Genomic DNA, 26,435 nt, shown 5'->3' with positions numbered 1-26,435 from the left:
CATGGCGGTCAAAGCAGCAAAAATCAGCGTCTATGCCTGGGAAGGCACAGACCGCAAAGGCACGAAAATGACCGGCGAGCTGAGCGGCCAGAACCCGGCGTTGATCAAGGCTCAACTGCGCAAGCAAGGCATCAACCCCGGCAAGGTGCGCAAGAAATCCGCGTCGTTTTTCAACCTGGGCAAACGCATCAAGGCCCAGGACATAGCCCTGTTCACCCGGCAGATGGCGACCATGATGAAAGCCGGCGTGCCGCTCCTGCAATCGTTCGACATCATCGGCGAAGGCTTCGATAACCCGGCGATGCGCAAGCTGGTGGACGAGGTCAAACAGGAAGTGGCGGCGGGTAACAGCTTCGCCGCGTCCCTGCGTAAGAAGCCGCAGTATTTCGATGAGCTTTACTGCAACCTGGTGGACGCCGGCGAGCAGGCCGGCGCCCTCGATACCCTGTTGGAGCGGGTTGCGACTTACAAGGAAAAGAGCGAAAGCCTCAAGGCCAAGATCAAGAAAGCCATGACCTACCCGCTGGCGGTGGTCTTCGTCGCGATCATTGTCACCGGGATTCTGCTGGTCAAGGTCGTGCCGCAGTTCGAGTCAGTGTTCAAGGGCTTTGGGGCCGAATTGCCGGCGTTCACAGTGATGGTCATCGGTCTGTCGGAATTCATGCAGCAGTGGTGGTGGGCAATGCTCGGCGGGTTGTTCGCGGGCATTTTCGGTGTGCGTCACGCCTTCAGGAAATCCCCGGGGTTTCGCGACTGGCTGGACACCTGGCTGTTGAAACTGCCGTTGATTGGCACGCTGATGTACAAGTCTGCCGTGGCCCGCTACGCCCGCACGCTGTCGACCACCTTTGCCGCTGGCGTGCCACTGGTCGAAGCGCTGGATTCAGTGGCCGGCGCCACCGGCAACATCGTGTTCAAGCGCGCGGTGTTGCGCATCAAGCAGGACGTGTCGACCGGCATGCAGCTGAATTTTTCCATGCGCACGTCCGGCATCTTTCCCAACATGGCGATTCAGATGACGGCCATTGGCGAAGAGTCCGGTGCGCTGGACGACATGCTCGACAAGGTCGCGAGCTTCTACGAAGACGAAGTGGACAACATGGTCGATAACCTCACCAGCCTGATGGAGCCATTCATCATGGTCGTGCTCGGTGTTATCGTCGGAGGCCTTGTGGTTGCGATGTACCTGCCCATCTTCCAACTCGGCTCAGCGATCTGACATGCCATTGACTGAAATCCTCACGGTTTACCCGGCGTTTTTCGTGGTCATCGCCTTGGCGGTGGGCCTGGTGGTGGGCAGTTTTCTCAATGTGGTGGTCTGGCGCCTGCCAAAAATGCTCCAGCGCGAATGGCGGCTGCAAGCCCATGACGTGCTGGGCGTGCCTCCCGAAGTGCCGGGGCCGACCTACAACTTGATGCTGCCCCACTCCCACTGCCCGCACTGCGACCATCGGATTCGCGCGTGGGAAAACATTCCGGTGCTCAGTTACCTGTTTTTACGCGGTCGCTGCTCAAGCTGCGCCGCACCGATCAGCAAGCGCTATCCGCTGACCGAACTGGCGTGCGGTCTGCTTTCGGCGTTTATCGCCTGGCATTTCGGTTTCGGCTGGCCGGCTTGCACGGTGCTGATCCTGACCTGGGGCTTGCTGGCGATGAGTCTGATCGACGCCGAGCACCAACTGCTGCCGGATGTGCTGGTATTGCCGCTGCTTTGGCTGGGGTTGATCGTCAACAGCTTCGGCGTTTTCGTCTCACTGCATGAAGCGCTCTGGGGGGCAGTGGCCGGGTATATGGCATTGTGGTCGGTGTATTGGCTGTTCAAACTACTCACCGGCAAGGACGGGATCGGCCATGGCGATTTCAAGTTACTGGCCATGCTCGGTGCCTGGGGCGGCTGGCAGATTTTGCCACTGACGATCCTCCTGGCATCGCTGGTAGGCGCCCTTCTCGGGGTGATTTTGTTGCGCCTGCGCGACGCGAAAACCTCGTCGCCAATCCCCTTTGGCCCCTATCTGGCGATTGCCGGCTGGATTGCCTTGCTCTGGGGTGGTCAAATAACCGACTTCTATTGGCAGTTTGTCGGTTTGAAATGAATACCCCTGTGGAAAAACCCTGGATTCTTGGCCTGACCGGCGGCATCGGCAGCGGCAAAAGCGCGGCGGCCCAACACTTCATCGACCTCGGTATCCACGTCGTCGACGCTGATCATGCGGCACGTTGGGTGGTGGAACCGGGTCGCCCGGCGCTGGCCGCCATCGCCGAACACTTCGGCCCCGGCGTGCTGCAAGCCGATGGGCAACTGGACCGCGCCGCTCTTCGAAAACTGATTTTTGAAGTGCCGGAAGAACGCCTGTGGCTCGAAGGCCTGCTGCATCCGTTGATCGGTGAAGAAATCGCACACAATCTGGCCAAGGCACAATCGCCCTACGCGATTCTGGTTTCGCCCCTGTTGATCGAGTCCGGGCAGTACGCCATGACCCAACGGGTGCTGGTGATCGATGCGCCGGAACAGTTACAGATCGAACGCACCTTGCAGCGCGACCAGACCAGCGAGCAACAGGTCCAGGCGATCCTCAAGGCCCAGTCCAGCCGCGAAGACCGCTTGAGCCATGCCGACGATGTGGTGGTCAACGACCGCGACCTCGCCTGGCTGCACAGCGAGGTCGAACGCCTGCATCACTTTTACCTTACTTTGCGTGGAGGCCAGTCATGAGCCAACCAACAACCGTCGAATGCCCAACCTGTGGCGCGCCTGTCGAATGGAGCCCCGAGAACAAATTTCGGCCGTTCTGCTCGGACCGTTGCAAATTGATCGACCTCGGGGCATGGGCATCGGAAGAACACAAGATTCCGGTCAGCCCGGACGCTGAAGACGAGCTGTTCAGCGAAGATTTCGACCCGCGCCACTGATTTCTCAGGGCCGCATAAAACCGTAGTCCTGGTCGTCATCGAGGTTTTCCGCGAGAAAGCGCAACTCGTCAGCCAGGTCCTCGATACTGCGCACCGCCTTGCTTTGTTGCACCACTGCGCTGAGCAAGGCGCGCAGGCTCAACCCCGGATCAAAACCCACCTCCTGCGCCCCATCCAGACTCTGACGCAGCTCCTGTCTTGCCCATTCGTACACACTCATGTCGATGCTCCTCAAGATTTTGTCGAGCATGAGTTCACCGGCGTTTAGCCGATTTGATGTGGATCAAGAATTCGGATCGTCGTCTTTCCAAGGGGCCGACAGGTAGCGTGTGCGATTGAACGTCTCCAGCCATTCCGGGCAAAACACCACCAACGCGCTGACGATCATGCCGTTGATGAACGCTTCCGGAAAAATCAGCAGCCACAGATAGCCGACAAAATCTTCGAGCCAATACGGCATGACAAAAATTTCGTCGTACCACAGCACCCCCAGCGCCAGCAGCAGACACAACAATGCCGACAGCGCGGCGGCAAAAAAACCCGAACAGAAGATATACACAAAGGGATTTCGCGGTTGCGCCCGCTCTACCAGGATGGCGATGCACTCAGTAACCAGCACGGGTAGCAAAATCAGCAACGCCCCGTTCACCCCTACGGCGACCAGGTCCTGACGCCCGAGCAGCACCAGCCCGAACTGCGCAATCAAGCCACCGACGATTGCCAGCGGCCAGTCCAGCAACAACGTGACGGCCGTCATACCGATGAAGTGATAAGACACGCCGGTATCAAAATCCCGCCGCACCAGCCACAGCATAAACAGCGCGAACACCGTACCGAACAGCAAATGCTGGCGCCGACTGTCGGTGAATAACTCCACCCACGGCGCACGCCAGATCGCCCAGAGCAGCACGGGCACATAGATCAGCCAGCCGACCGTCAGCGTTTCGGGTGACAGCAGCTCGGCACCGATCATGGCCGGACCTTCTCCAGCGCCTCATGCAGCTGCGCGGCCGTGCTGTATTCGTGTTGCGCCACCAATTGGCCTGCCTTGAGTTGCAGCCACAGCACTTTATCCTCTGCACCTGGGTAACGCGGCACTACGCGCCCCTCACGGTCCAGCATTACCCTGTAGGAATAATCGCGCATGGCCGGAATGGCAAACATCTTCGCGATCAGCTGTGGCATGCGTTGGATGTCCGCTAGAAATACAACGTGCCGCGCCTCCAGATAGCCTTTGGGCTGGCCTTGCAACGCCGCCTCAACCAGTTTGGCGGCTTCCATGCTCCGCGCCACCAGCAGCGTCTGAGTCTGATTATCGAGCGTGAAGGCCTGATCGAACTGATCGAGCAGGGTCCAGGGCGCCAGTCGCTCACCCACCTCCAGCGCCTGGGCCCACACGGGTAGAAAACTGAGCAGCAACACCGGCCAATATTTCACGTTCACACCTCGTACTATCGCTTACGCATGATGGCCATCAGTCTACACCGCCGATTCTGACTGCCCAGTGATCTCCAATGCCGGTAAACGGTTTCTGCTTGTCGCATTTGAACGCTAAGCTTGGGCCTATGGATGACTCAGATTATTTACGCCTGCTGACCATTGCGGCCGAGCAAGCCAACGCGTTCCTTTCCAATGCCCGCAAATGGGAGCGTGAGCGTTGGGTGTGCCAGCGCCTGCTGCAAGGCCTGAACATTTCCTACCGCGCCGACGAGTTCGCCCCGGCCGGGGAGCCGCCGGACGTGTTGTTTCGCGAGGCGAATTTCGAAGTGTTCTTCGTACTCGATGAGGGCCGCCGACTGAACGACGAATGGCGCGACGAGCTGCAACGTCGGCGCAGCGCGTTCTCACTGAGCCAGTTGGTGCGCCGCGAAGCCAAGCCTAAGCGCATTCCTGCCAATGAGTTTTTGCTGCGACTGGCGCCGACCTTGCGCAAAAAAGCGCACAACTACAAAGAACGCGGCATGGACCTGGGGGAGCTCGACATCATCGCCTTCGCCAGCCTCAAGCGTGAAGTGCTGGACCTCAACAGCCATTTTCCGCCGCCCACCGAATATTTGCGCCAGGGCTGGCGTTCGTTGTCGCTGGTCGGCCCGACATTCGCCCGGGTGCTGTTCGCGCACCCGGATGCACCGGATTTCCTGCGCAGCAACCTGGGGCGCAGCATCGTCTTCGATGTCGGAATCAGCCTGTGAGCCCATTGCAGGAATTGATCGCACATGTCCCGCAAACTGGCCGAGTCCGCTGGATCGGCGTGCGCCCGGAATCTCACGTACCGATGATCGAACTGGATGCAGTGGAAGCGCGACTCGAGGCCGGCTTGACTGGCGATCGAGCCCGTCCTGGCATCCGTAACGCGCGGCAGGTGACATTGATTCAATGGGAACACTTGGCCGTCATCAGTTCGCTGATGGGCCGCCCGGACGATCAACCGGTTTTACCTGATGATTTGCGGCGCAACCTCGTTATTAGCGGTATCAACCTGTTCAGTCTCAAGGGCCGGCGCTTCCGGATCGGTCAGGCGATTTTCGAAACCACCGGTTGGTGCCAGCCTTGCGCGCGTCTGCAAAACAACCTCGGCCCCGGGACCTTTCAGGCCGTGCGTGGCCATGGCGGAATCACCGCTCGGGTGATACAAAGTGGAATCATTCGACTGGACGACACGGTGAGCGTCGAGCCCATCCCGGACAGCGGCTATGCTCCGTTCAACGTGCGTTAAATCTGCCTGTAGCTTCTACACATTCAGCAACGTCTACTGACGAGGCCTTTATGACCAGCCGCCTGAACCCCGACGACCAAAAGCATGTCGAAGAGTACCTGCACTTGTCCCAGCACCAAGTCGAGCGCCGGCCTTTCCGGCCGTGGATGCTCCTGGTGGTGGTGTTGGCAGTGACCATAGGCCTTGGCCTGTTGAGCCGATTTATCAGTTACCTGACGCTATGAGCTGCCTTGCGCTCGCTCGGATAACCGTACCGATTTCTTTTAGCCTTGCGAGTTATCCCCATGTCCCATCGTATTGTTATTGTCGGCGGCGGCGCCGGCGGTCTGGAGTTGGCTACCCGTCTGGGTAAGACTCTGGGCAAGCGTGGCACGGCCCGTGTGATGCTGGTCGACGCGAACCTGACCCACATCTGGAAACCGCTGCTGCACGAAGTGGCGGCCGGGTCGCTGAACTCTTCCGAAGACGAACTCAACTATGTTGCCCAAGCCAAATGGAACCACTTCGAGTTCCAGCTGGGGCGCATGAGCGGGCTCGATCGCACGCAGAAAAAAATCCAGCTGGCCGCCACTTACGACGAAGCCGGCCTGGAACTGGTGCCCGCCCGTGAAGTGGGTTACGACTCGCTGGTGATCTCGGTCGGCAGCACCACCAATGATTTCGGCACCCAGGGCGCGGCGCAGCATTGCCTGTTCCTCGACACCCGCAAACAGGCCGAACGCTTCCACCAGCAATTGCTCAACCATTATCTGCGTGCCCATGCCGGGCAAACCGACAAGGTCGAACAGATCAGCGTGGCCATCGTCGGCGCCGGGGCCACCGGTGTCGAACTCGCTGCCGAGCTGCACAACGCAGCGCATGAACTGGCGGCGTATGGTCTGGACCGGATCAAACCGGAAAACATGCACATCACCCTGATCGAAGCCGGTCCACGGGTATTGCCGGCCCTGCCGGAACGCATCGGCGGGCCTGTGCATAAAACCCTGGAGAAACTCGGGGTCAACGTCATGACCAATGCGGCGGTCAGTGAAGTGACGGCCGACAGCCTGATCACCGCCGATGGCAAAGTGATCAACGCGAGCCTGAAAGTCTGGGCCGCCGGGATTCGTGCGCCGGGCTTCCTCAAGGACATCGATGGCCTGGAAACCAACCGCATCAACCAGCTGCAAGTGCTGCCGACCCTGCAAACCACCCGCGACGAGAACATCTTCGCATTCGGCGATTGCGCGGCCTGCCCGCAACCAGGTACCGATCGCAATGTGCCGCCGCGCGCTCAGGCGGCGCATCAGCAGGCGTCGTTGCTGGCCAAATCGCTGAAGCTGCGGATCGAGGGCAAGGCGTTGCCGGAGTACAAGTACACCGATTACGGCTCGTTGATCTCGCTGTCGCGTTTTTCGGCTGTGGGTAACTTGATGGGCAACCTGACGGGCAGCGTGATGTTGGAAGGCTGGCTGGCGCGGATGTTTTACGTGTCGCTGTACCGCATGCACCAGATGGCGCTGTATGGGGCGTTCCGTACGGCGATGCTGATGCTGGGCAGTAAAATCGGGCGCGGGACTGAGCCGCGACTCAAACTGCACTAAAATTTCCGGCATGCGTCAGGGCCTCATCGCGGGCACGCCACACTCCCACAGTTGATCTGCATCCTCCTGTGGGAGCGTGGCGTGCCCGCGATGCAGTCGCCTCGGTCTCTCCTGCAAACACTTCTGTGTCTCACTGTATCTCCCCCTGCGTTTTCGCCCCTTCGCTTACAAACTCCCCCCTTGCGCGACACAGTAGCGATACACCCATCCCGCTAAATGGCCACACCCGAGCAAGGCAACCCGCCAGCTTCGGTTGTCGCCGCACTTACGTGGCAACCCTCTATCAAGTGGTTGTGTCGTGCAACCCAGGAGAATTGAAATGTCCCGTACTACCAAAAACACTATCGGTCTGCTTGGCGCTGTTCTGGCGGGCGGCATGATGTTGACCGGCTCCGTCTTCGCTTCGCAGCCATTGACTCAAGGCTATCTGTTGGCCTCGGCTGAACAGGTGGTGAAAACCCCTGAAGGCAAGTGTGGCGAAGGCAAGTGTGGCGATGCGTCGATGGCCAAGACTGACACTGATGGCGACGGCAAGGTCTCCCGCGCCGAATTCCAGGCTGTCGCGCCGAAATCCAACTTCGACAAGATCGACACTAACCACGATGGCTTCATCGACGAGCAAGAAGCGTTTGATAACGTGAAAGCCAACTACGAAGCCAACGGCAAGAAAATGCCAAAAGGCCTGTTCGAGCACCTGAAAGACCAAGACGGCGCCTAAGCCTCTGAGCACCACGCCCCGCTTTCTCTACCGAGAAGCGGGGCTTTTTTCGTCGGGCGGATTTACACCTGGAAGCGTTGCACCATAGTGCTCAACGAATTGGCCAGGCGTGAGAGCTCATGGCTGGAGGCACTGGTCTGATTCGCCCCGGCAGCGGAACGCACGGACAGATCGCGAATATTCACCAGATTGCGATCCACTTCTCGCGCCACTTGGGCCTGTTCTTCAGCCGCGCTGGCGATCACCAGATTGCGCTCATGGATCTGGTGAACCGAGTCGGTGATGGTCTGCAGCGCTTCACCCGCACGCTCGGCCAGGGCCAGTGTCGTCGCTGCGCGAGTTGAGCTCGCTTGCATCGAATCCAGCGCCTGGGTCGAGCCGCTGCGCATCCCCTGAACCATTTGTTCGATTTCCTGGGTCGATTGCTGCGTGCGATAAGCCAGTGCGCGAACTTCATCGGCCACCACTGCAAATCCTCGGCCGCTTTCCCCAGCGCGCGCCGCTTCGATGGCGGCGTTGAGCGCCAGCAGATTGGTCTGCTCGGCAATCGCGCGAATCACATCCAGCACCTTGCCAATGTCCTGCGACTGGTTGGCCAGGGACTGAACCAGGCCACCCGTCACTTGCACATCACTGGCTAGCGCACCGATGGCCGTGACCGTTTCGCTGACGCGCTCCTGACCGGCGTGGGCGGATTCGCTGGATTGGCGCGTAGCGTCGGACGTCGACACCGCATTGCGGGCAACTTCCTCAACCGCTGTGGTCATCTCGTTGACGGCCGTGGCGGCTTGTTCGATCTCGTTGTTCTGCTGTTGCAGGTTTTGCGTGCTGTCGAGGGTGACCGCGTTCAACTCATCCGCCGCCGTCGCCAGTTGCGCCGCCGAGCCGCTGATGCCTTGCAAGGTGTCGCGCAGGTTCTGCTGCATGGTTGCCAGCGCCTTGAGCAAGCGGCTGACTTCGTCGTTGCCATGGGTTTCGATCGGCCGCGTCAGATCGCCACGAGCTACATTTTCCGCGGCCTGCAACGCTTCGCCCAAGGGCTTGACGATGCTGCGGGTCAGCAACATGGCCAGGCCGACGGTGGCCAGTGCCGCCAATGCGATGAACAGGCTGACGATCATTCGCGAGGTGTCGTAATGCGCGGCGGATTTCTCGCTTTCGGCGGCGACTTGCCTGGCGAACAGGTCCGCCAGATCACTGAGCTGTTTACCGGAGCCATCGACCACGGTTTTCATGTCAATCAGCAGCAATTTGGTCAGTTCGTCACGACGACCTTGTTCCGCCAGGGAAAACGATTGGGCAATACCGGAACGGTAGGCCGCGAAGGTGGTTTTGAACTGGTCATATAACGCCTTGCCTTCGGCCGTGTTTACCAACTTGTCGTACGCGGCGATCCTGTCGCTGAGCTCCTTGTCGCGAGTATCCATCTGGCTGCGGTATTGAGGAATGTTCCTGGGGTCCTGATCCAGGGCCATGCGCAGGGAAATGGTACGGATGCGCAGCATGATTTCGCGGATCTCGTCGCCACCGCGAATGCTCGGCAGCCATTGCTTCTCCACCGCCACCTCACTGTCGCGAATGCTCGACATCTGCCCCAGCGCAAACACACCGAGCAAGGCAACCAACACGGCGATCAGGGCAAACCCCAAGGCCGCCCGAGGAGCAATATTCAACTGACGAAGCAACATAACGAACGCCCTTTTCTTGTAATGGCCTGGATAAGGGGCGTGTGTCGGCAGAACCCCGTCGCTTCGCTATCGGCAAGTTGTACGATGACTTGAAGGGAATCGCCTTTTCGGCAGACAAAAAACGGCAGACAAAAAAAATCCCCGTATCTTTCGATACGAGGATTTTTAATATGGTCGGGGTAAGGGGATTCGAACTCCTGACATCCTGCTCCCAAAGCAGGCGCGCTACCGGACTGCGCTATACCCCGGTAAAAAAAAGGCGACCTTCACAAGTCGCCTTCTTCGATCAGCGCTTTTGGCCTCTGATCTTAAGATCTGATCCCAGCGTTAACTGGTTTCAAAAATGGTGGGTCGTGTGGGATTCGAACCTACGACCAATTGGTTAAAAGCCAACTGCTCTACCAACTGAGCTAACGACCCAAAAATGGTCGGGGTAAGGGGATTCGAACTCCTGACATCCTGCTCCCAAAGCAGGCGCGCTACCGGACTGCGCTATACCCCGGTTTGAAATTGGCTCCGTGACCAGGACTCGAACCTGGGACCCAATGATTAACAGTCATTTGCTCTACCGACTGAGCTATCACGGAACTACATATTTCAATTTACAACGGTGAAGCTTTTTGCGTTCTCTTCGACCCGTTCGCATCGCTGCGTTCGTGTGTCTGAGGCGCGCTATTCTACAATCTTCAGCACCTCTGTCAACCCCCTAAATTGCTTTCAAGTTAATGATTTGCAACTTATTTTGGATTCCTGCTTGGGGAGCGGAAACCCTGGCGGGTGACTGACTGCGGGGCGCACTTTACAAGCCTTTTCCTTAGAGTTCAACAGCCTGGCGAAAAAAAGGCCTCGCAATGCGAGGCCTCGTCGGTTTTGTTGCCTGGATGGGTCAGACGAATACGATTTCGTCGTTTTCCACCACACCCTTGGCGGTATCGCCGGGCATGAAACGACCCGACAGAATCAACTGAGCCAGCGGGTTCTCGATCCAGCGCTGAATCGCTCGTTTGAGCGGACGTGCGCCGTACACTGGGTCGTAACCCACCGCGATCAGCTTATCCATGGCCTCAGGGCTCAGTTCCAGCTTCAGTTCACGCTCGGTCAGGCGACTGCGCAGGCGACCCAACTGAATCTCGGTAATGCCCGCGATCTGATCCCGCGCCAATGGCTCGAAGATCACCACTTCGTCGACCCGGTTGATGAACTCCGGCCGGAAGTGGGTGGAAATCGCATCCATCACCGCCGCGCGCTGTGCCTCACGATCACCGACCAGTTCCTGGATCTGTACCGAGCCCAGGTTGGACGTCATGACGATCACGGTGTTCTTGAAATCCACCGTGCGGCCATGGCTGTCAGTCAAGCGGCCATCTTCCAGCACTTGCAGCAAGATGTTGAACACATCCGGGTGGGCCTTCTCGACCTCATCCAGGAGGATCACCGAGTAAGGCTTGCGACGCACCGCCTCGGTCAGGTAACCGCCCTCTTCATAGCCTACATAGCCTGGTGGCGCACCAATCAGCCGGGCCACGGAATGTTTCTCCATGAACTCGGACATGTCGATCCGCACCATCGCCTCTTCAGTATCAAAGAGGAACTCGGCCAGTGCCTTGCACAGCTCGGTTTTACCGACACCGGTCGGGCCGAGGAACATGAACGAACCGCTCGGGCGATTCGGGTCGGACAACCCGGCCCGGGAACGCCGCACCGCATTGGAGACCGCGATGACTGCTTCGTCCTGGCCGATCACACGCTGGTGCAACAGGCTTTCCATCTTCATCAGCTTGTCGCGCTCGCCTTCGAGCATTTTTGACACCGGAATGCCGGTCCACTTCGACACGACTTCAGCGATTTCTTCCTCAGTCACCTTGCTGCGCAACAACTGGTTCTCGCTTTTACCGTGCTGGTCGACCATTTGCAGGCTGCGCTCCAGGTCCGGGATCACCCCGTATTGCAGCTCGGCCATGCGGTTCAGGTCACCTTTACGGCGTGCGGCTTCCAGTTCCTGACGGGACTGTTCGATTTTTTGCTGGATCTGTGCAGAACCCTGGACTTCGGCTTTTTCCGAATTCCAGATTTCTTCGAGGTCCGAGTACTCACGCTCGAGGCGGACGATTTCTTCCTGGAGTTTTTCCAGGCGTTTGATCGCCGCTTCATCGCTTTCTTTCTTCAGTGCCTGGGATTCCACCTTCAACTGAATCAGGCGACGCTCCAGACGGTCGAGCACTTCCGGCTTGGAGTCGATCTCCATGCGGATGCGGCTGGCCGCTTCGTCGATCAGGTCGATGGCCTTGTCCGGCAACTGACGGTCAGTGATATAGCGATGGCTGAGCTTGGCCGCTGCAATGATGGCGCCGTCGGTGATCGCCACCTTGTGGTGAACCTCATAGCGTTCTTTGAGGCCACGCAGTATCGCGATGGTGTCCTCTTCACTCGGCTCATCCACCAACACTTTCTGGAAGCGCCGCTCGAGGGCTGCGTCCTTCTCTATATATTGGCGGTACTCATTAAGCGTGGTCGCGCCGACGCAATGCAGCTCGCCGCGCGCCAGCGCAGGCTTGAGCATATTGCCCGCATCCATCGAGCCTTCGCCTTTACCGGCGCCGACCATGGTGTGCAGTTCGTCGATGAACAGAATGATCTGCCCTTCCTGCTTCGACAACTCGTTGAGCAGCGATTTCAGGCGCTCTTCAAACTCACCGCGATACTTGGCACCGGCGATCAGCGCCCCCATGTCGAGGGACAGCAGACGTTTGCCTTTCAGGCCGTCCGGCACTTCGCCGTTGATGATGCGCTGGGCCAGACCCTCGGCAATGGCGGTTTTACCCACACCAGGCTCACCGATCAGCACCGGGTTGTTTTTGGTACGGCGTTGCAGGACCTGAATGGTCCGGCGAATTTCGTCGTCACGGCCGATGACCGGATCGAGCTTGCCTTCTTCGGCGCGCTTAGTCAGGTCGACGGTGTATTTATCCAGCGCCTGGCGCGATTCCTCGTGGTTGGCATCGTTGACCGCTTCGCCGCCACGCAGGTTATTGATCGCGTTTTCCAGGGCTTTCTTGCTCACGCCCTGCCCCAGCAACAACTTGCCGAGCTTGCTGTTCTCGTCCATGGCGGCGAGCAGCACGAGTTCGCTGGAGATGAACTGGTCGCCCTTCTGCTGGGCCAGGCGATCAGCCTGATTAAGCAGGCGCGCCAGATCCTGCGACATGTTCACGTCGCCGGTCGGGTTCTGGATTTTCGGCAGCTGGTCGAGCTCTTTGGTCAGCTCTTTACGCAGGCTGTTGACGTCGAAACCGACCTGCATCAGCAGGGGTTTGATCGAGCCGCCCTGCTGTTCGAGCATGGCCTGCATCAAGTGCGCCGGCTCGATGCCGGGATGGTCGAGGCCGACGGCCAAGGATTGGGCGTCGGAGAGTGCTAACTGCAATTTGCTGGTTAATCGATCTATGCGCATGGGTCACCTTCCTTTTGAGCAGGCCGGACCTATAAAACATCCTGAATGAAGAAACCTGCCAGATACCGTTATAGATGCGGTCGATTCTGGGAGTTTCAAGCGTCGATCAGTTGATGCAGATCAGAGAAGTCTAGCGTTTGTGCCCTGTCTCACGAATACGTTTCGCTTTTGACGAGTGGCTGTTGTCGTCAGGCAAGGCGCCGCGACGAGTCATAGCCCGCTATGGCGAGGGGCGGCAACGCAGCATGACGGCAACAGACACCGTCAAAAAGGAACAGTATTCGTGAGACAGGGCACTTCAAGCCAGATAAGGGAGGCAAAGCGGCCCGTTTGAGGACTGCGGCGGTAAGAAAAGAAGCGCGGATCGGTCACGGTGCAAAAACCGCCACCGTAAACAGCGGTGACACCACGGGCCGCCAGACGCAAACGCGCCAGTTCGTAGATATCGGCCATGAACTTGCCAGCATTGGCACTCGGCACAAAGGCTTTGGCGGCTGCCGGCAATTGCTCGACGAAGGTTTCGCGCACTTCCGGGCCGACTTCAAAGGCTTTGGGGCCAATGGCCGGGCCGAGCCAGACCAATACGTCAACGGGCGGCACGTCCAGGCTGTCGAGCGTTGCTTCCAGCACACCCGCCGCCAATCCACGCCAACCGGCATGGGCCGCCGCAACGCGAGTGCCGGCACGGTTGCAAAACAGCACCGGCAGACAGTCAGCGGTCATTGAAGCGCAGGCAATACCGGGCGTGGCTGTCCAACTGGCGTCAGCAGTGACGACCTGGCCTGGGTCCGCGTGGGCCACGGCAATGCCGTGAACCTGTTGCAGCCAGGCCGGTTGAATAGAGAAATGATCGGTGAGACGCCGGCGATTTTCGGCCACAGCTTCGGGGCTGTCGTCGACGTGATCGCCGAGGTTGAGGCTGTCGAACGGCGCCAGACTGACGCCGCCCGCACGGGTGGTCACGCAGGCTTTCACCCCGGCAGGCGCAGGCCAGTCGGGAATCAGCCAGTCACTCATCCGATGAACGCCTCACGGTCTTGCTTGAGCAGGGTCAGCAACCAGACGAAATCGTCCGGCAGCGGCGATTCCCAGCTCATACGTTTACCGGTGGTCGGGTGATCCAGTTCCAGGAACCGCGCATGCAGGGCCTGGCGCGGGAACGCCTTCAACGATTCGACCATGGTCACACTGGCTGCCGGCGGGATACGGAAGCGACCGCCGTAGGCAGGGTCTCCGACCAACGGGTAGTTGATGTGGGCCATGTGCACACGAATCTGGTGGGTACGACCGGTTTCCAGCTTCACCCGCACGTGAGTGTGGGAGCGGAAACGCTCGAGCACGCGATAGTGGCTGACGGCTTGCTTGCCGCCTTCCATGACCGCCATGCGCTGACGTTGCTGGCCGTGACGACCGATTGGCGCATTGATCTTGCCGCCTGCCGTCACCACGCCGATCACGATGCATTCGTAGATCCGGCTTACGCTGCGGCTCTGCAATTGCGTGACAAGCTGTGTCTGCGCCTGAATGGTCTTGGCCACCACCATCAGACCGGTGGTGTCCTTGTCCAGGCGATGCACGATACCGGCGCGGGGCACATTGATAATGTCCGGCACGTGGTGCAGCAAGGCGTTGAGCAAGGTGCCATCAGCGTGGCCGGCAGCCGGATGCACCACCAGACCCGCAGGTTTGTTGATCACCAGGATGTCATCGTCTTCATAGACGATGTCCAGTTCGATGTCTTGAGCGATCCATTCGCCCTGAGCTTCCTGCTCGGCGGTCAGTTCAAGAATGGCGCCACCGTGAACGATGTCTCGCGGGCGGATAACCGCCCCATCCACAGTCAGGCGGCCGTCTTTGATCCAGGCGGAAAGGCGCGAGCGCGAGTGCTCAGCGAATAATTGTGCGGCGACTTGATCGAGGCGTTGGCCGCCCAATTCGGACGGCACCTCTGCGCGAAGTTCAATTTTATCGGACATGCTCAGACTAGGCGTCGGCACAGCCTTTGGTTTCGGCTGCGCGCTTGTGGTTAAATACGGCGTCTTTTGCCCCGAGGCTATTCAACGGGGCGCTCATCATAACAGGACGGCCCCGCCCAAGACAGCGGCCGTCATAGGGACGCAAGCCGCCATGCAAGTGAAACACCTGCTGCTGATCGCCATCCTCGCATTGACCGCTGCTTGCTCATCGAAGGAAGTCGTAGACGAAAACCTTAGCGAAGTCGAGCTGTACCAGCAGGCTCAGAACGATCTGGACAATAGTAGCTATACCAGCGCCATTGCCAAGTTGAAGGCTCTGGAATCGCGCTATCCGTTCGGTCGCTACGCTGATCAGGCTCAACTCGAGCTCATTTACGCCAACTACAAGAACACCGAGCCTGAAGCCGCCAAGTCTGCTGCCGAGCGTTTCATTCGCCTGCACCCGCAGCATCCGAACGTGGATTACGCCTACTATCTGAAAGGTTTGACGTCGTTCGACCAGGACGTCGGCCTGCTGGCGCGCTTCCTGCCGCTGGACATGACCAAGCGTGACCCCGGTGCCGCTCGCGACTCCTACAATGAGTTCGCCCAGCTGACCAGCCGCTTCCCGAACAGCCGCTACTCGCCGGATGCCAAGCAGCGCATGATTTACCTGCGCAACCTGCTGGCCTCCTACGAGATTCACGTTGCCGACTACTACCTGACCCGTCAGGCCTATGTCGCCGCCGCAAACCGTGGCCGTTACGTGGTGGAAAACTTCCAGGAAACCCCGTCCGTCGGTGACGGCCTGGCGGTCATGACTGAAGCCTACCAGCGCCTGCACCTGGACGAACTGGCAGCCACCAGCCTCGAAACCCTGAAGCTCAACTACCCGAACCACCCAAGCCTGGTGGACGGTCAGTTCCAGCCTTCGGTTGCCGAAGCCGACAACCGTTCGTGGTTGAGCAAGGCCACCCTGGGCCTGATCGAATCCCGTCCGCCGCTGCCGCCGGGCGAAACCCGCGCCAACCAGGACGTGCAGAAGCAGTACCAGGATGCCAAGGACGCGATTCCGAGCGAGCTGAAGCCTAAAGATGGCAATGGCGATGCCGTCGAAGAAGAGCAACACGAGTCCGAAGGCAACAGCAGCGACCGCTCGTGGTTCAGCTACATGACCTTTGGCGTGTTTGACTGACACCTCAGGTTGTACAAAAAGGAGCCTCGCGAGGCTCCTTTTTTGTGGGCGTGATGATTACGCTGTGCGCTCGGCATGACCTTGGCTAAACTGCTGAATCACTCGTCATAAAGCAGCTCACCATGCTTCGTTTACTGTTCTGGATCGCCCTGATTGCCGCTGCAGTATGGTTCTGGCGCAAGTTCAAGGGCGCGGCTAATGCCCCAAGGTCCTCCGCCGAGCTGGAGGCGGCTCCCATGGTCCGTTGCGCCCATTGCGGCGTGCACTTGCCCCGCGACCGCGCGCTGAGCCTTCAACAACAGTGGTATTGCAGCCAGGCTCACCTTGAGCAAGGCCCGGGCCCAAGTGGTCGCTGAGACCTCCAGTCCCGGCGGCAAACAGGCTCAGCGACTGCTGCGCCTCTATCACCTCTACCGTTTAAGTATCGGCATCACCCTCGTGCTGTTGATGACCAGCAACCTGGACAACCAGTTGCTGGCGTTCGCCAATGACGACCTGTTGCGCAATGGCAGCTGGTTGTACCTGGTACTGAACATTCTGCTGGTGGTGTTCCTGGAAAACACCCGCCGGCCGGCGCAGCTGTTCAGCCTGGCGCTGGTCGATGTCTTGCTGCTCTGCGGTTTGTTCTACGCCGCGGGCGGAGTGGCCAGCGCCATCGGCAATCTGTTGATTGTGTCGGTGGCCATCAGCAATACCCTGCTGCGTGGGCGTGTCGGCCTGTTAATCGCCGCGGTCGGCGCGCTGGGCATCGTCAGTTTGAGCTTCCTCCTGAGCTTCAGCCATCCGGCCAGCCCCAACGATTACCTGCAAGTCGGCATGCTCGGCGCACTCTGTTTTGCCGCGGCTTTGCTGGTGCAAGGGCTGAGCAGACGCCTGGAAGTCAGCGAACACCTCGCCGAACAGCGAGCCGGCGAAGTGATGGGGCTCGAAACGCTCAATGCGCTGATCCTGCAACGCATGCGCACGGGCATTCTGGTGCTCGACGAACAGCGACGAGTGCAACTGGCCAATCACAGCGCATTGATCCTGCTGGGGCACAAAGCACTCGACGGACGGCTGATCGACGATTTTTCCCCGACGCTGGTCGAACGTCTCCAGCTGTGGCTCAACAATCCGATCTTGCGCCCGCAAAGCCTGAAAATCCCCGCCAGCGGCCTGGAGCTGCAACCCAGCTTCATTGCCCTGGACCAAAGCCCGAACCCACAAACCCTGGTTTTTCTCGAAGACATCGCTCAGGTTGCACAACAGGCGCAGCAATTGAAACTCGCCGCCCTCGGTCGACTGACGGCGGGTATTGCCCACGAAATCCGCAATCCATTGGGTGCCATTAGTCATGCCGCGCAATTGCTGCGCGAATCCGAGGAACTCAACGGTGCGGATCGGCGTCTGACCCAGATTATTCAAGACCACTCTCAGCGAATGAATCGGGTTATCGAAAACGTCCTGCAACTGTCTCGCCGCCAGCAAACCGTCCCGCAACGGCTGGACCTGAAGCCGTGGCTGGAAAGGTTCGTTGCTGAAACCCGTGAGAACGCGAAGGACGCCCAGCAGATCCACCTGCGTATGGGTTCCGGCGACTTCAACACCTTGATGGACCCAAACCAGCTCACCCAGGTCCTGGACAATTTGTTGCGAAATGCCTGGCGCCACAGCGCCCTGAATCACGACACGGCTCAGGTCTGGCTCGAGTTGTTTGTCGATACCGACAGCCAATTGCCGGTTCTCGAAGTTGTGGACGACGGCCCCGGCGTGGCGCCCGACCAGCAGGGGCATTTGTTCGAGCCGTTTTTTACCACCAGTAGCCAAGGCACAGGCCTTGGGCTTTATCTGTCCCGTGAGCTGTGCGAAAGCAACCAGGCCCGCCTAGACTTCAAACCACGCCAAGGCGGCGGCTGCTTTCGCATCACTTTTGCTCACGGACGGAAACAAAGTTGAACATGAGCCCACGGCCCAAAGTCCTGATCGTCGACGACGAACCGGATATCCGCGAACTCCTGGAAATAACCCTGGGACGGATGAAACTCGATACCTTCAGTGCCCGCAACCTGGTCGACGCCCAAGCCTTGCTGGCCCGGGAAACCTTCGATCTGTGCCTGACCGACATGCGCCTGCCCGACGGCACCGGCCTTGAGCTCGTGCAACACATCCAGAAGCGTTACGCACAGGTGCCGGTGGCGATGATCACGGCCTACGGCAGCCTTGAAACAGCCATTAACGCACTCAAGGCCGGCGCCTTCGACTTCCTGACCAAACCGGTCGACCTCACTCGCCTGCGGGAACTGGTCACCAGCGCCCTGCGCCTGCCTGCTCCAGCCGACGCCAGTACGGCGATTGATCGCCGGCTGCTGGGCAACTCGCTGCCCATGCGTAACCTGCGCAAACACATCGACAAACTCGCCCGCAGCCAGGCGCCGGTGTACATCAGCGGCGAGTCCGGCAGCGGCAAGGAGTTGGTTGCAAGACTGATCCACGAACAAGGCCCGCGAGCTCATCACCCCTTCGTCCCGGTCAACTGTGGGGCGATTCCGTCAGAGCTGATGGAAAGCGAGTTCTTCGGGCATCGCAAAGGCAGTTTCAGCGGCGCCGTCGAAGACAAGCGCGGACTGTTCCAGGCCGCCCAGGGCGGCACGCTGTTCCTCGATGAAGTCGCGGATTTGCCGTTGGCGATGCAGGTCAAACTGCTGCGTGCGATTCAGGAAAAAGCCGTGCGCAGTATTGGCGAGCAACAGGAAACCGTGGTCGATGTGCGCATCCTTTGCGCCACCCACAAAGACCTTGAGGCCGAAATCGCCGCCGAGCGTTTTCGTCAGGATTTGTACTACCGGCTCAACGTGATCGAACTGCGGGTTCCGCCCTTGCGCGAACGCCGTGACGACATCGAGGCATTGGCCAGCCATGTGCTCAAGCGCTTGGCGGCCGACAGCGGCCGACCTCCCGCGACACTCCATCCGCTCGCCCTGGATGCGCTCAAAAGCTATCGCTTTCCCGGCAATGTGCGGGAACTGGAGAACGTACTCGAACGGGCTCACACCTTGTGCGAGAACAAGCAGATCGAAACCAGCGATTTACGATTGGCCGACGGTAATTGCGCGGCAGAAGGCGGGGTGCCGGACCTGACGCAGATCGACAATCTGGAAGACTATCTGGAAAACATCGAGCGCAAAGTCATCCTCCAGGCGCTGGAGGAAACCCGCTGGAACCGTACGGCGGCGGCTCAGCGGTTGAATTTGTCGTTCAGGTCGATGCGTTACAGGCTCAAAAAACTGGGCCTGGATTAAGGGCCCCTTGGCGAGCAGGCTCCGGGCGGCGTTCCGACGAAGGCAATATGACAGTCGCCGTAGATCCTGCGACTAGATACGCCCGACCGGTGCATAAGGCGTGGGATCAATAATCGGTTCACGCCCTAGCATCACATCCGCAAACAACTGACACGACGCCGGCGCCAGCACCAGCCCGTTTCGGTAGTGCCCGCAATTGAGCCAAAGCCCTTCAAACCCCGGCACCTGACCGATATAAGGAATGCCTTCCGGCGAGCCCGGCCGCAATCCGGCCCAGTGCCCGACGACTTCGGCCTCCGCCAGCGCGGGAATCAACTCCACCGCCGATGCCTTCAGGCTTTCCAAAGCCGAATCGGTCGGCGTCTTGTCGTAGCCTTCATGCTCCAGCGTACTGCCGATCAGAATGTGCCCGTCGCGGCGGGGAATCGCGTAACGCCCTTTGGCCAATACCATGCTCGGCAGAAAATCGGCCGCGCACTTGTACAGAATCATCTGCCCTTTTACCGGTTCGACCGGCAGCGCCAGGCCCAGCCCCTTGAGTAAATCTCCACTCCAGGCGCCAGCGGTCAGCACCACTTGATCGCCCTGAATGGCCCCCGTCGAAGTCTGCACGCCAACGACTTGATCGCCTTCACGAATAAACCCGCTGACTTCGCACTGCTCATGGATGGTCACATTTGGCAGTGCCAGCAACGCAGCCTTCAGCGACTTCACCAGCCGCGGATTGCGCACATTGGCCACATCGGCCATGTAGATCGCCCGCGAGAACCCCGTGCCCAATACTGGCACCGCATCGTGTGCCGCCGAGATATCCACAGCCCGCAGCGGGCGGTTTTCCCGTTTGGCCCACACCAGTGCCTCGGCTTCGTCATCCAGGTCCAGCCAGTACAGGCCGGTGGTGTGAACTTCAGGATCGACTCCGGTCGCAGCGAACAAACGCTCACCGAGCTGTGGATAAAAATCCTGAGACCAATGCGCCAACGCAGTGACCGCCGGGTTGTAGCGCCACGGGTAGAGTGGCGAAACAATCCCGCCGCCCGCCCATGACGACTCCTGCCCGACGTTCGAACGATCCAGCAGCACCACGCTGCGCACTTCGGACGCGAGATTGAACGCCGTCAGCAGCCCGATCACCCCGCCGCCGACAATCACCACTTGCTGTTGCCTGGTCATGTTCAGATCCAACCGTTAAATAGACAGAGGGCGCAAAAGGCGCCCGAAAGGAAACTCAGCGACCCCAGCAATCCTTGGCGGTCAAACCGGCTGTGGCGTTGACCATGTTCCGGACACCGGTATTGGTGAGGGTGAAATCCCCGCACTTGTCGGTTGCCATGCTCGAACCGGCCTTGCGCACGGCCGTCAGCAGGAAGGTCTGGTCAGTGATAGTCGGGGTGATGGTGTAATAGTCATTGCCGACGCTCAGGCCTGTGGCGCCGGTGTAGACATTGCTCTTGGTGTAGAACCGTTCAAGGATCTGCGCCTGCTCCGACAACACCCCGGCGATTTCGCTGCGCCGGCCCTTCTTCAGGTACTCGGTGAAGCTCGGGGCGGCAATGGTCATGACGATCCCGATGATCGCAATCACGATCATGATTTCGATCAGGGTAAAACCTCGGTTGGATCTACGCATGCCTCAACTCTCACTTACTGTATTTGTCGCCACATGATGCGACGGCTGCCGCCGCCGGATTTTTCCACCAGCGTGCTGATACCGCCACTGGAATCGTTCACGATTTTGCGGGTTGCACCGTTGACGATGGCGTTCAGGGTTGGAATGCCACCGGTGAAAATCACCCCGCTCGACACCGTGTCTGTACTGTCGACCACCCCGTCGCCATTGGTATCAAGCACCGCATAGTTGAGCATCTTACCGCTGAATGCCTCCAGCTCGACCAGTTTGCCGGTACCGAAGCTGGCGCACGGGTCCGTAGTGTCCACACTCGCCGTAGTAAAAACGATCCGCCCCAGTATCAGACTGGCCTGATTGATCACCCGCTCGCCGATCAGCGCGTTGTTGTACACCAGTGGCAAATACCAGCCCTTCTCTGTCGGGTAGGTCACGTCGTTCTGGCTGGTGGTGATGAACTGGCCAGTGCTGCCAGAGACCCCCCCCGTTACCGCCTGAGCCTGCAAACTGGCCACGGTGATTTGACCTGATCCGCCGTCCGCATCCCACACCGCATAAAATGCCTGTAGATCCTTGTTGGTCTTGTCGGCCGTCTCGTTGAATTTTCCGGTGCCGACAAACACTTCCTTACCGCCCAATGCATTATCCGCCAGCAACGGCTGCGCAGTGATGGGCTGAGTGGCGCCGCCTGCCGTGGTAAACAGCGGTTTGCCGGAAAAGGCTACGCCCCAGGTATCGGGCGCCGTGGCGCTCAGATCGAACTTCCACAACCGCCCTTTCAAGTCGCCGCCATAAGCGGCCTGCACCACATTCTGCGAGTTGACTCTGAGCTTCACCGACGACAGACCATTGGTGGTTTCAGTGCTGTCGACCACGATTTTCTTGATCAACGATCCATCACGCACATCCACCACGTACAACGCAGCGACGCCGGAGTTGCTGCCATAACCGTTAGAGATAAAAGCGGCCCATCGACCATCGGCCAAGCGTGCCACTTCCGGTCGAGCGTAGGCATAACCCAGGTCATTGAACACGTTTGCCGAACTCGGCGTGGTCGGCGCAGCGATTTCCCACAGCGCCTTGAATGCGTTACCCAACGAGGCATCGAACAGTTGCAGCGCATAGAAGACTTTGCCGCCCGCCCCGGTGCCGCCAATGGCCAGGGTTTTCCAGGCGCCGCTGAGTTGGGCATCGAACACACCGACCTGCCCATCGACCAGATACTTGTGGCTCACACCGTTGATGTAGGCTGGATCGGCGATGTACCGCAGCGAAGGCAAAACACTGGACGGCATGTAGGCATAGCGCCTGACACCATTGGCCGAGTTGATGACATTCACAAAACCGTCATTGGCGTTCACCACCAGGCTGGCACTCATATTGGCGGCTTTGGTGTTCAGGAAGGTGCTGTAAGTACTGTCGCCCAGCAGATCGGATGCGGTTTTATCCACAGGGGAGGCCAACACCAGCGGCGAGTTGATGATGTCGCCGAGCAATACGCTGCGCACCTTGAGCCCGGTTTTGTTGGTGCCCTTGCTCCACTCCACCAGATCGCTGCCAGTGATGCCGGTGGGCAAGCTCTGACTCAACGATGTCTGCTGCGCCGGGGAGAAACTGCTGTAAGCCAGCGTGACGGCGGAGTTGTTCAGGGTGTTCCAGGATTGAAAGGTCGGCGCGGTGGCACCGGGGACGATGGTGGTGTCGGTGGTCCATTGCACAGCGGCAGTGTTCACCGCACCAGCGGACGTGAAACCAAAGGACTTGAGGGTGCCGCGCCAGTCTTTCGGGTCATAGCTGGTCTGAAAATAGCTGGAACCGCTGGCCAGAGTGGTGCCGCTGGTGACCCCGCTCCCCCCGGAACCAGCCTTGGAAGTGATCTCACTCAACGCTGACGACAATGCGTTGTTGAGCCCCACACTATCGGTCGCCTGATAATACTTGCCCTGCCCATAGCTCGCCGAGTCCGACAGCATTTGATTCGCAGCGGTGAACCCCACGGTGTAGGTGTTCATGTTCTGTTTCGGGAAATCCACCGCGTTCCAGCTTTTGCCGGCCGCGTCGGTGCCGGTGGAGCGCATGTCGATGTCGAACGCGAACTTGGCGATATCGTCGAGATAAAGCGTGTCACCTTCGCCGTCACCATTGAGGTTGTTGCCATCATTGTTCACGCCATCCCAGTTCGGCAGGCGAGCACCTCCCAGCGGATCGTTGGTCGGGAAGCTGCGGTCAAACGTCGGCAGGCCATCGGTGATGACCACGCCGTAGTTCTTCTGGCAACGGTACTGGATCGGGCTGGTGTACGTGGCCGGCGTCGAGTTGTAGTACGGCGCCAACCCCCGGAAGTAGCGGGTGATTTCGTAATAGGTTTCCGCCAGTGGCGTATTGGCCACGGCGCTCAAGCCGTTGATGGAGGAGATCAGGTTGTTGTAATTGTTGTCGGCCTGCGATTGGGTCACGCTGCCGGTCACCACCGACAGATCACTGATCGAGCGGGCGATGAAGCCGCCATTGCCGGAGTTGCTGCTATTTACCGGATTGAACGTTGCAAGCCCCATGCGCAGGCCGCGGTTGCTGCTCACCAGTGCCGTGGACACGTTTCGCGCCACGTTCATGCGGTAGTCGTTGGGGATCGAGCCGGTGGTGAAGTCCCGGTTGCTGCCGTTGGCCAACCCCACCAGGTAGGACAGGTAATCGTCGGAGTAGCGGGTGTTTTCATTGCCCACCGGGTCCGGCAACTTCAGGCACAACGGCGCCAGGCTGTTGTTGTAAAACGCGTAGGCCCCACTGGAACAACCGGACTGCGGCAGGCTGGACAGGAAGATCGAATCACCGACGATGTCGCTGCCGCTCAAACACAGCCCGAGGAAAAAATTACATTGCTTGGCGGGCGGGCGCCCCGTGACGGTCGGATCGAACCCGGCGGCGTAAAGGATGCTGTTCATGCTCCCCGAATCGTCGATCAGCAACATCACGTTCGGTGCAACAGCGGCAGCGCTTAACAGCGGTGAATCCGAAGGCGTGAAGGCATACGCCGGGGCCGACAGATAAAGGCCGAACACAATGCCGCAAAACAGCTGCCCAATGCGGGCGCGCCATTCAGTACTTCGCATAGATACTCTCCACGACGCTGCGCGAGTTGCCCGCGATGCCGACGGCGGTCACCCGGTAAAGCGTCGCCGAGGTATTGCTCGGCACATTGACGGCGTTCAGCGTGGTGCCGATGTTCTGCACCCCGTAAAATCCACTGCCGGAAGCGATCCACGTCACACCAGAGCTGGAGTTGAGACCGGCGGCCGTGATGCTTGTGGCCTCGGCCGGCGGTGCACACTGGCTGCAGACCGGCAATGAATAGCTGTCGAGTTGCACCGCGCTTTCACCCACGCGCAACGCCGCTTCGGCCCCCTGAAACGACTGGTTGCGCAGGCTCACGCTGCCGGCCATTTTTTCCTGCAGGGTGGCGTTCTGCATCGAAGAAAGGCCGATCAGTGTCAGCAACAGCAGAAACACCAGGCTGACCAGCAGCGCCATGCCACGTTGGGCTTGAGACGTCATGGTGGCCGTCCTCATGGCAGACGGTTGCGCAAGGCGGCAACCACGCTGAAGGTCTGATTGCGTACCCGATTATTCGGGTCGGTGAGGGTCAGGCTCAGACGTACGCTGCGAATGCGCGCCGGGTCCGACGGGTTGCTGCTGTAACTGGAAGCCGCCACATCGGTGGCGGAACTGGCGAGGCCGAAGCTCACGTTGAACGCACTCACGTTGTTCACCAGCACGTACTGGGCGGGCGTGCCGGCGCCGGCCCCCATCAATATCTGGTTGTTGCTGAAGCTGTAGATCAATCGCCGGATCGGAAACGCCAGAAACCCTGTCGCGGGTGTACGTGCGCCGGTGTATGCCGTAGCCAAGTTTCGACAGTCAGACACCACCGTCCAGGTCGGCGCCCCGCCGTTGCCGCCGACATCCGCCGTCACCAGGGTCAGCTTGAGGTTGGCGTTGTCCCAACTGATGGGCGTGATCTGACTGGCGTTGAAGTCACCCGACGAACTCGAATCGGTGATGGTGCCCAGACAGCCGAACATGCCGACCATACGGATTTCCTGAATCATTTTGCTCAACACAAAACGCGCGTCTTCCTGCATCCCGGCGGAGACGTTCTGGCTGACGTAGGTATTTTTCGCCGCGATGAAAATCTGCGCCACGCCCAAGACCACGATCAGGCTCAACGCCAGCGCAATCAGCAACTCGATCAAACCGAACCCTCGGCTGGAGCGGTTCATGGCGTGGACACCGGGTCGACCGTGGCGCGACTGGTCAGGACAAAGCTGCGGCGCGCGCTGGCGATATTGGCGGCGCGCGAGTCATCCCAGGTGATAGTGATGGTGTAGACCCGCTGGTTCAGCGTCACGCTGCCGGTGGCCGTTGCGCCGCCGAAATTGACGATGTTGGTGGTGAAGTCGTAGAGGTCCTGGTCCCGGGCGACACTCAGGTTGCCCGAGGTCGGAGGCGTGACGGTGTAATCGGCAGCGGAATTGGCGCGGATGCGGTCCATCATGTCGTAGGCGATAAAACTCGCCTGGCTGGTCATCCGTGAACTGTCGGTGTACTTCAGTGCATTGAGCTGAATCGCCGCCGCCCCCAATAGCCCCACGGTCAGTATCAACAACGCCACCAAGACCTCGATCAGCGTCATGCCCTCCTGTGCACGCTTGCTCCCTTCCCTCATCCGCAACTTCCACCCAATAGAATTCGTCCGTTCAAACACACGTTCAGCGTCCTGTTTTGCGCCCCCGATACATAGTTGATGACCACGGCGGTAGACGGTGCCGACAAACCGCCCAGGTTGTTGAAGTCCAGCGCGGTTACTCCTGAGGTTAGCGACAGAGTGGCGCCGCTGCTCATCGCTGGAACAACCCGCAATACATTGGCCGGTGTGCCAGTACCGTCATAGACCGTCAATTCACCGGTCCACACACTGCCGCCCGCCGTCGGACGGACCCGGGTGGTAATGCCACGGTCGATGGCCTCCAGCCGGGCGAAGTTAAGTCCACGCTGCAAGTCGCCGATTTCGGTGTCGGCCCGGGTGGTTTGCACCGAACGGGTAAACGCCGGCACGGCCAGGGTAATGAGGATCAGAAACACCGCGAGCGTGATCAACAACTCGATCAGCGTGAAACCTTTTGTACGATGATCCATCGGTGCCCTCCGTTGCCGTCGGCTATACCTGCTTCTACACGCTAGAACATTCGACCGGCCCAGGCGGGTTGTTTTGCCATTACTCGCGCAAGGATTGCGCGGGTCACACCACTCCAGGGAG

At 59.5% G+C, this 26,435-nt stretch carries 26 protein-coding genes, 4 tRNA genes and 2 pseudogenes; 13 read left to right on the top strand and 19 right to left on the bottom strand.

Translation table 11 applies throughout. From position 1 onward, the window contains the following. The first annotated feature begins 1 nt into the window (after position 1). The 4 genes from AB4N43_RS21340 to yacG are packed head-to-tail and all read left to right on the top strand — an operon-like array spanning position 2 to position 2,910. The gene (locus tag AB4N43_RS21340) at positions 2 to 1,219 is read left to right on the top strand and encodes a type II secretion system F family protein (protein ID WP_059182144.1); all 1,218 of its coding nucleotides are present in this window, start codon (positions 2 to 4) and stop codon (positions 1,217 to 1,219) included. 1 nt (position 1,220) lies between these two features. Next, positions 1,221 to 2,093 carry a prepilin peptidase gene (locus AB4N43_RS21335; RefSeq protein WP_059182143.1) on the top strand — a complete coding sequence of 291 codons (873 nt, stop codon included), beginning with the start codon at positions 1,221 to 1,223 and terminating at the stop codon, positions 2,091 to 2,093. Continuing rightward, positions 2,090 to 2,713 carry a dephospho-CoA kinase gene (gene coaE, locus AB4N43_RS21330; RefSeq protein ID WP_027924169.1) on the top strand — a complete coding sequence of 208 codons (624 nt, stop codon included), beginning with the start codon at positions 2,090 to 2,092 and terminating at the stop codon, positions 2,711 to 2,713. The genes AB4N43_RS21335 and coaE overlap by 4 nt, the downstream gene beginning before the upstream one ends. After that, positions 2,710 to 2,910 carry a DNA gyrase inhibitor YacG gene (gene yacG, locus AB4N43_RS21325; RefSeq protein ID WP_027924170.1) on the top strand — a complete coding sequence of 67 codons (201 nt, stop codon included), beginning with the start codon at positions 2,710 to 2,712 and terminating at the stop codon, positions 2,908 to 2,910. Before coaE ends, yacG begins: the two co-directional genes overlap by 4 nt. A 4-nt stretch (positions 2,911 to 2,914) precedes the next feature. On the opposite strand, the gene AB4N43_RS21320 is transcribed toward yacG, so the two are convergent. The 3 genes from AB4N43_RS21320 to AB4N43_RS21310 form a co-directional block, all read right to left on the bottom strand. Then, a complete protein-coding gene (locus tag AB4N43_RS21320; RefSeq protein WP_027924171.1) occupies positions 2,915 to 3,130 on the bottom strand; it encodes a hypothetical protein in 216 nt (71 codons plus the stop codon). A 63-nt stretch (positions 3,131 to 3,193) separates the two neighbouring features. Further along, positions 3,194 to 3,883, bottom strand: coding sequence for an energy-coupling factor ABC transporter permease (locus AB4N43_RS21315; protein ID WP_027924172.1), 690 nt, complete (start codon positions 3,881 to 3,883; stop codon positions 3,194 to 3,196). Further along, positions 3,880 to 4,347, bottom strand: coding sequence for a hypothetical protein (locus AB4N43_RS21310; RefSeq protein ID WP_027924173.1), 468 nt, complete (start codon positions 4,345 to 4,347; stop codon positions 3,880 to 3,882). The genes AB4N43_RS21315 and AB4N43_RS21310 overlap by 4 nt, the downstream gene beginning before the upstream one ends. Before the next feature lie 128 nt (positions 4,348 to 4,475). Between AB4N43_RS21310 and AB4N43_RS21305 the strand changes: the two genes are divergently transcribed. From AB4N43_RS21305 to AB4N43_RS21285, 5 genes are all read left to right on the top strand, one after another. Continuing rightward, positions 4,476 to 5,102, top strand: coding sequence for a DUF1780 domain-containing protein (locus AB4N43_RS21305; protein ID WP_027924174.1), 627 nt, complete (start codon positions 4,476 to 4,478; stop codon positions 5,100 to 5,102). Next, on the top strand, positions 5,099 to 5,626 hold the full coding sequence (locus AB4N43_RS21300; RefSeq protein ID WP_460151919.1) for an MOSC domain-containing protein: 528 nt from the start codon (positions 5,099 to 5,101) through the stop codon (positions 5,624 to 5,626). The genes AB4N43_RS21305 and AB4N43_RS21300 overlap by 4 nt, the downstream gene beginning before the upstream one ends. Positions 5,627 to 5,676: 50 nt before the next feature. Next, complete coding sequence (locus AB4N43_RS21295; RefSeq protein ID WP_032833555.1) at positions 5,677 to 5,850, top strand: DUF3094 domain-containing protein; 174 nt, start codon at positions 5,677 to 5,679, stop codon at positions 5,848 to 5,850. 60 nt (positions 5,851 to 5,910) lie between these two features. Further along, on the top strand, positions 5,911 to 7,209 hold the full coding sequence (locus tag AB4N43_RS21290) for an NAD(P)/FAD-dependent oxidoreductase (RefSeq protein WP_460151918.1): 1,299 nt from the start codon (positions 5,911 to 5,913) through the stop codon (positions 7,207 to 7,209). A 319-nt stretch (positions 7,210 to 7,528) separates the two neighbouring features. After that, complete coding sequence (locus AB4N43_RS21285; protein ID WP_027924177.1) at positions 7,529 to 7,927, top strand: HvfA family oxazolone/thioamide-modified RiPP metallophore; 399 nt, start codon at positions 7,529 to 7,531, stop codon at positions 7,925 to 7,927. A 62-nt stretch (positions 7,928 to 7,989) separates the two neighbouring features. On the opposite strand, the pseudogene AB4N43_RS21280 reads toward AB4N43_RS21285, so the two are convergent. The 9 genes and pseudogenes from AB4N43_RS21280 to rluD all read right to left on the bottom strand — a co-directional run. Continuing rightward, a pseudogene (locus AB4N43_RS21280) lies at positions 7,990 to 8,589 on the bottom strand (methyl-accepting chemotaxis protein); the annotation flags it as partial. Between the two features lie 303 nt (positions 8,590 to 8,892). After that, positions 8,893 to 9,615, bottom strand: a pseudogene (locus AB4N43_RS21275) (MCP four helix bundle domain-containing protein); the annotation flags it as partial. A gap of 171 nt (positions 9,616 to 9,786) precedes the next feature. After that, positions 9,787 to 9,863: transfer RNA gene (locus AB4N43_RS21270), tRNA-Pro, on the bottom strand. Between the two features lie 96 nt (positions 9,864 to 9,959). Next, positions 9,960 to 10,035: transfer RNA gene (locus AB4N43_RS21265), tRNA-Lys, on the bottom strand. A gap of 5 nt (positions 10,036 to 10,040) precedes the next feature. Further along, positions 10,041 to 10,117: transfer RNA gene (locus AB4N43_RS21260), tRNA-Pro, on the bottom strand. A gap of 9 nt (positions 10,118 to 10,126) precedes the next feature. Further along, positions 10,127 to 10,202: transfer RNA gene (locus tag AB4N43_RS21255), tRNA-Asn, on the bottom strand. A 299-nt stretch (positions 10,203 to 10,501) separates the two neighbouring features. Further along, a complete protein-coding gene (gene clpB, locus AB4N43_RS21250; protein ID WP_027924179.1) occupies positions 10,502 to 13,066 on the bottom strand; it encodes an ATP-dependent chaperone ClpB in 2,565 nt (854 codons plus the stop codon). Between the two features lie 264 nt (positions 13,067 to 13,330). Further along, the gene (pgeF, locus tag AB4N43_RS21245; RefSeq protein ID WP_460151917.1) at positions 13,331 to 14,083 is read right to left on the bottom strand and encodes a peptidoglycan editing factor PgeF; all 753 of its coding nucleotides are present in this window, start codon (positions 14,081 to 14,083) and stop codon (positions 13,331 to 13,333) included. Then, positions 14,080 to 15,042, bottom strand: coding sequence for a 23S rRNA pseudouridine(1911/1915/1917) synthase RluD (rluD, locus tag AB4N43_RS21240; RefSeq protein WP_007942311.1), 963 nt, complete (start codon positions 15,040 to 15,042; stop codon positions 14,080 to 14,082). The genes pgeF and rluD overlap by 4 nt, the downstream gene beginning before the upstream one ends. Positions 15,043 to 15,193: 151 nt before the next feature. Between rluD and AB4N43_RS21235 the strand changes: the two genes are divergently transcribed. The 4 genes from AB4N43_RS21235 to AB4N43_RS21220 all read left to right on the top strand — a co-directional run bounded on the left by AB4N43_RS21235 (position 15,194) and on the right by AB4N43_RS21220 (position 19,494). Then, positions 15,194 to 16,216, top strand: coding sequence for an outer membrane protein assembly factor BamD (locus AB4N43_RS21235; RefSeq protein WP_027924181.1), 1,023 nt, complete (start codon positions 15,194 to 15,196; stop codon positions 16,214 to 16,216). A gap of 122 nt (positions 16,217 to 16,338) precedes the next feature. Then, positions 16,339 to 16,572, top strand: a complete 234-nt coding sequence (locus AB4N43_RS21230; RefSeq protein ID WP_027924182.1) for a PP0621 family protein — start codon at positions 16,339 to 16,341, stop codon at positions 16,570 to 16,572. Beyond that, on the top strand, positions 16,562 to 18,151 hold the full coding sequence (locus AB4N43_RS21225) for a sensor histidine kinase (protein ID WP_027924183.1): 1,590 nt from the start codon (positions 16,562 to 16,564) through the stop codon (positions 18,149 to 18,151). Before AB4N43_RS21230 ends, AB4N43_RS21225 begins: the two co-directional genes overlap by 11 nt. A gap of 2 nt (positions 18,152 to 18,153) precedes the next feature. Beyond that, positions 18,154 to 19,494, top strand: coding sequence for a sigma-54-dependent transcriptional regulator (locus tag AB4N43_RS21220; protein ID WP_460151916.1), 1,341 nt, complete (start codon positions 18,154 to 18,156; stop codon positions 19,492 to 19,494). Between the two features lie 72 nt (positions 19,495 to 19,566). On the opposite strand, the gene thiO is transcribed toward AB4N43_RS21220, so the two are convergent. The 7 genes from thiO to AB4N43_RS21185 are packed head-to-tail and all read right to left on the bottom strand — an operon-like array spanning position 19,567 to position 26,314. After that, positions 19,567 to 20,667: a glycine oxidase ThiO gene (thiO, locus tag AB4N43_RS21215; protein WP_194940750.1), complete on the bottom strand. Its 1,101-nt coding sequence runs from the start codon at positions 20,665 to 20,667 to the stop codon at positions 19,567 to 19,569. A gap of 55 nt (positions 20,668 to 20,722) precedes the next feature. Next, a complete protein-coding gene (locus AB4N43_RS21210) occupies positions 20,723 to 21,124 on the bottom strand; it encodes a type IV pilin protein (protein WP_027924186.1) in 402 nt (133 codons plus the stop codon). Positions 21,125 to 21,138: 14 nt separating this feature from the next. Continuing rightward, a complete protein-coding gene (locus AB4N43_RS21205) occupies positions 21,139 to 24,231 on the bottom strand; it encodes a pilus assembly protein (RefSeq protein ID WP_460151915.1) in 3,093 nt (1,030 codons plus the stop codon). Beyond that, the gene (locus AB4N43_RS21200; RefSeq protein WP_027924188.1) at positions 24,218 to 24,688 is read right to left on the bottom strand and encodes a pilus assembly PilX family protein; all 471 of its coding nucleotides are present in this window, start codon (positions 24,686 to 24,688) and stop codon (positions 24,218 to 24,220) included. The genes AB4N43_RS21205 and AB4N43_RS21200 overlap by 14 nt, the downstream gene beginning before the upstream one ends. Next, the gene (locus tag AB4N43_RS21195; protein ID WP_027924189.1) at positions 24,685 to 25,398 is read right to left on the bottom strand and encodes a PilW family protein; all 714 of its coding nucleotides are present in this window, start codon (positions 25,396 to 25,398) and stop codon (positions 24,685 to 24,687) included. The genes AB4N43_RS21200 and AB4N43_RS21195 overlap by 4 nt, the downstream gene beginning before the upstream one ends. Further along, complete coding sequence (pilV, locus tag AB4N43_RS21190) at positions 25,395 to 25,844, bottom strand: type IV pilus modification protein PilV (RefSeq protein ID WP_027924190.1); 450 nt, start codon at positions 25,842 to 25,844, stop codon at positions 25,395 to 25,397. Before pilV ends, AB4N43_RS21195 begins: the two co-directional genes overlap by 4 nt. Continuing rightward, positions 25,841 to 26,314 carry a GspH/FimT family pseudopilin gene (locus AB4N43_RS21185; protein ID WP_027924191.1) on the bottom strand — a complete coding sequence of 158 codons (474 nt, stop codon included), beginning with the start codon at positions 26,312 to 26,314 and terminating at the stop codon, positions 25,841 to 25,843. Before AB4N43_RS21185 ends, pilV begins: the two co-directional genes overlap by 4 nt. Positions 26,315 to 26,435: the final 121 nt, after the last annotated feature.

The sequence above is a fragment of the Pseudomonas sp. S2_B07 genome, assembly GCF_054668435.1.
This window is presented reverse-complemented; position numbering and strand designations above follow the sequence as displayed.

What these genes read in the sequence shown, in the direction of transcription:
- AB4N43_RS21340 (WP_059182144.1), top strand. Translation starts at nt 2, where the DNA reads ATGGCGGTCAAAGCAGCAAAAATCAGCGTCTATGCCTGGGAAGGCACA.
- AB4N43_RS21335 (WP_059182143.1), top strand. Translation starts at nt 1,221, where the DNA reads ATGCCATTGACTGAAATCCTCACGGTTTACCCGGCGTTTTTCGTGGTC.
- coaE (WP_027924169.1), top strand. Translation starts at nt 2,090, where the DNA reads ATGAATACCCCTGTGGAAAAACCCTGGATTCTTGGCCTGACCGGCGGC.
- yacG (WP_027924170.1), top strand. Translation starts at nt 2,710, where the DNA reads ATGAGCCAACCAACAACCGTCGAATGCCCAACCTGTGGCGCGCCTGTC.
- AB4N43_RS21320 (WP_027924171.1), bottom strand. Translation starts at nt 3,130, where the DNA reads ATGAGTGTGTACGAATGGGCAAGACAGGAGCTGCGTCAGAGTCTGGAT.
- AB4N43_RS21315 (WP_027924172.1), bottom strand. Translation starts at nt 3,883, where the DNA reads ATGATCGGTGCCGAGCTGCTGTCACCCGAAACGCTGACGGTCGGCTGG.
- AB4N43_RS21305 (WP_027924174.1), top strand. Translation starts at nt 4,476, where the DNA reads ATGGATGACTCAGATTATTTACGCCTGCTGACCATTGCGGCCGAGCAA.
- AB4N43_RS21295 (WP_032833555.1), top strand. Translation starts at nt 5,677, where the DNA reads ATGACCAGCCGCCTGAACCCCGACGACCAAAAGCATGTCGAAGAGTAC.
- AB4N43_RS21290 (WP_460151918.1), top strand. Translation starts at nt 5,911, where the DNA reads ATGTCCCATCGTATTGTTATTGTCGGCGGCGGCGCCGGCGGTCTGGAG.
- AB4N43_RS21285 (WP_027924177.1), top strand. Translation starts at nt 7,529, where the DNA reads ATGTCCCGTACTACCAAAAACACTATCGGTCTGCTTGGCGCTGTTCTG.
- clpB (WP_027924179.1), bottom strand. Translation starts at nt 13,066, where the DNA reads ATGCGCATAGATCGATTAACCAGCAAATTGCAGTTAGCACTCTCCGAC.
- pgeF (WP_460151917.1), bottom strand. Translation starts at nt 14,083, where the DNA reads ATGAGTGACTGGCTGATTCCCGACTGGCCTGCGCCTGCCGGGGTGAAA.
- rluD (WP_007942311.1), bottom strand. Translation starts at nt 15,042, where the DNA reads ATGTCCGATAAAATTGAACTTCGCGCAGAGGTGCCGTCCGAATTGGGC.
- AB4N43_RS21235 (WP_027924181.1), top strand. Translation starts at nt 15,194, where the DNA reads ATGCAAGTGAAACACCTGCTGCTGATCGCCATCCTCGCATTGACCGCT.
- AB4N43_RS21230 (WP_027924182.1), top strand. Translation starts at nt 16,339, where the DNA reads ATGCTTCGTTTACTGTTCTGGATCGCCCTGATTGCCGCTGCAGTATGG.
- AB4N43_RS21220 (WP_460151916.1), top strand. Translation starts at nt 18,154, where the DNA reads ATGAGCCCACGGCCCAAAGTCCTGATCGTCGACGACGAACCGGATATC.
- thiO (WP_194940750.1), bottom strand. Translation starts at nt 20,667, where the DNA reads ATGACCAGGCAACAGCAAGTGGTGATTGTCGGCGGCGGGGTGATCGGG.
- AB4N43_RS21210 (WP_027924186.1), bottom strand. Translation starts at nt 21,124, where the DNA reads ATGCGTAGATCCAACCGAGGTTTTACCCTGATCGAAATCATGATCGTG.
- AB4N43_RS21205 (WP_460151915.1), bottom strand. Translation starts at nt 24,231, where the DNA reads ATGCGAAGTACTGAATGGCGCGCCCGCATTGGGCAGCTGTTTTGCGGC.
- AB4N43_RS21200 (WP_027924188.1), bottom strand. Translation starts at nt 24,688, where the DNA reads ATGAGGACGGCCACCATGACGTCTCAAGCCCAACGTGGCATGGCGCTG.
- AB4N43_RS21195 (WP_027924189.1), bottom strand. Translation starts at nt 25,398, where the DNA reads ATGAACCGCTCCAGCCGAGGGTTCGGTTTGATCGAGTTGCTGATTGCG.
- pilV (WP_027924190.1), bottom strand. Translation starts at nt 25,844, where the DNA reads ATGAGGGAAGGGAGCAAGCGTGCACAGGAGGGCATGACGCTGATCGAG.
- AB4N43_RS21185 (WP_027924191.1), bottom strand. Translation starts at nt 26,314, where the DNA reads ATGGATCATCGTACAAAAGGTTTCACGCTGATCGAGTTGTTGATCACG.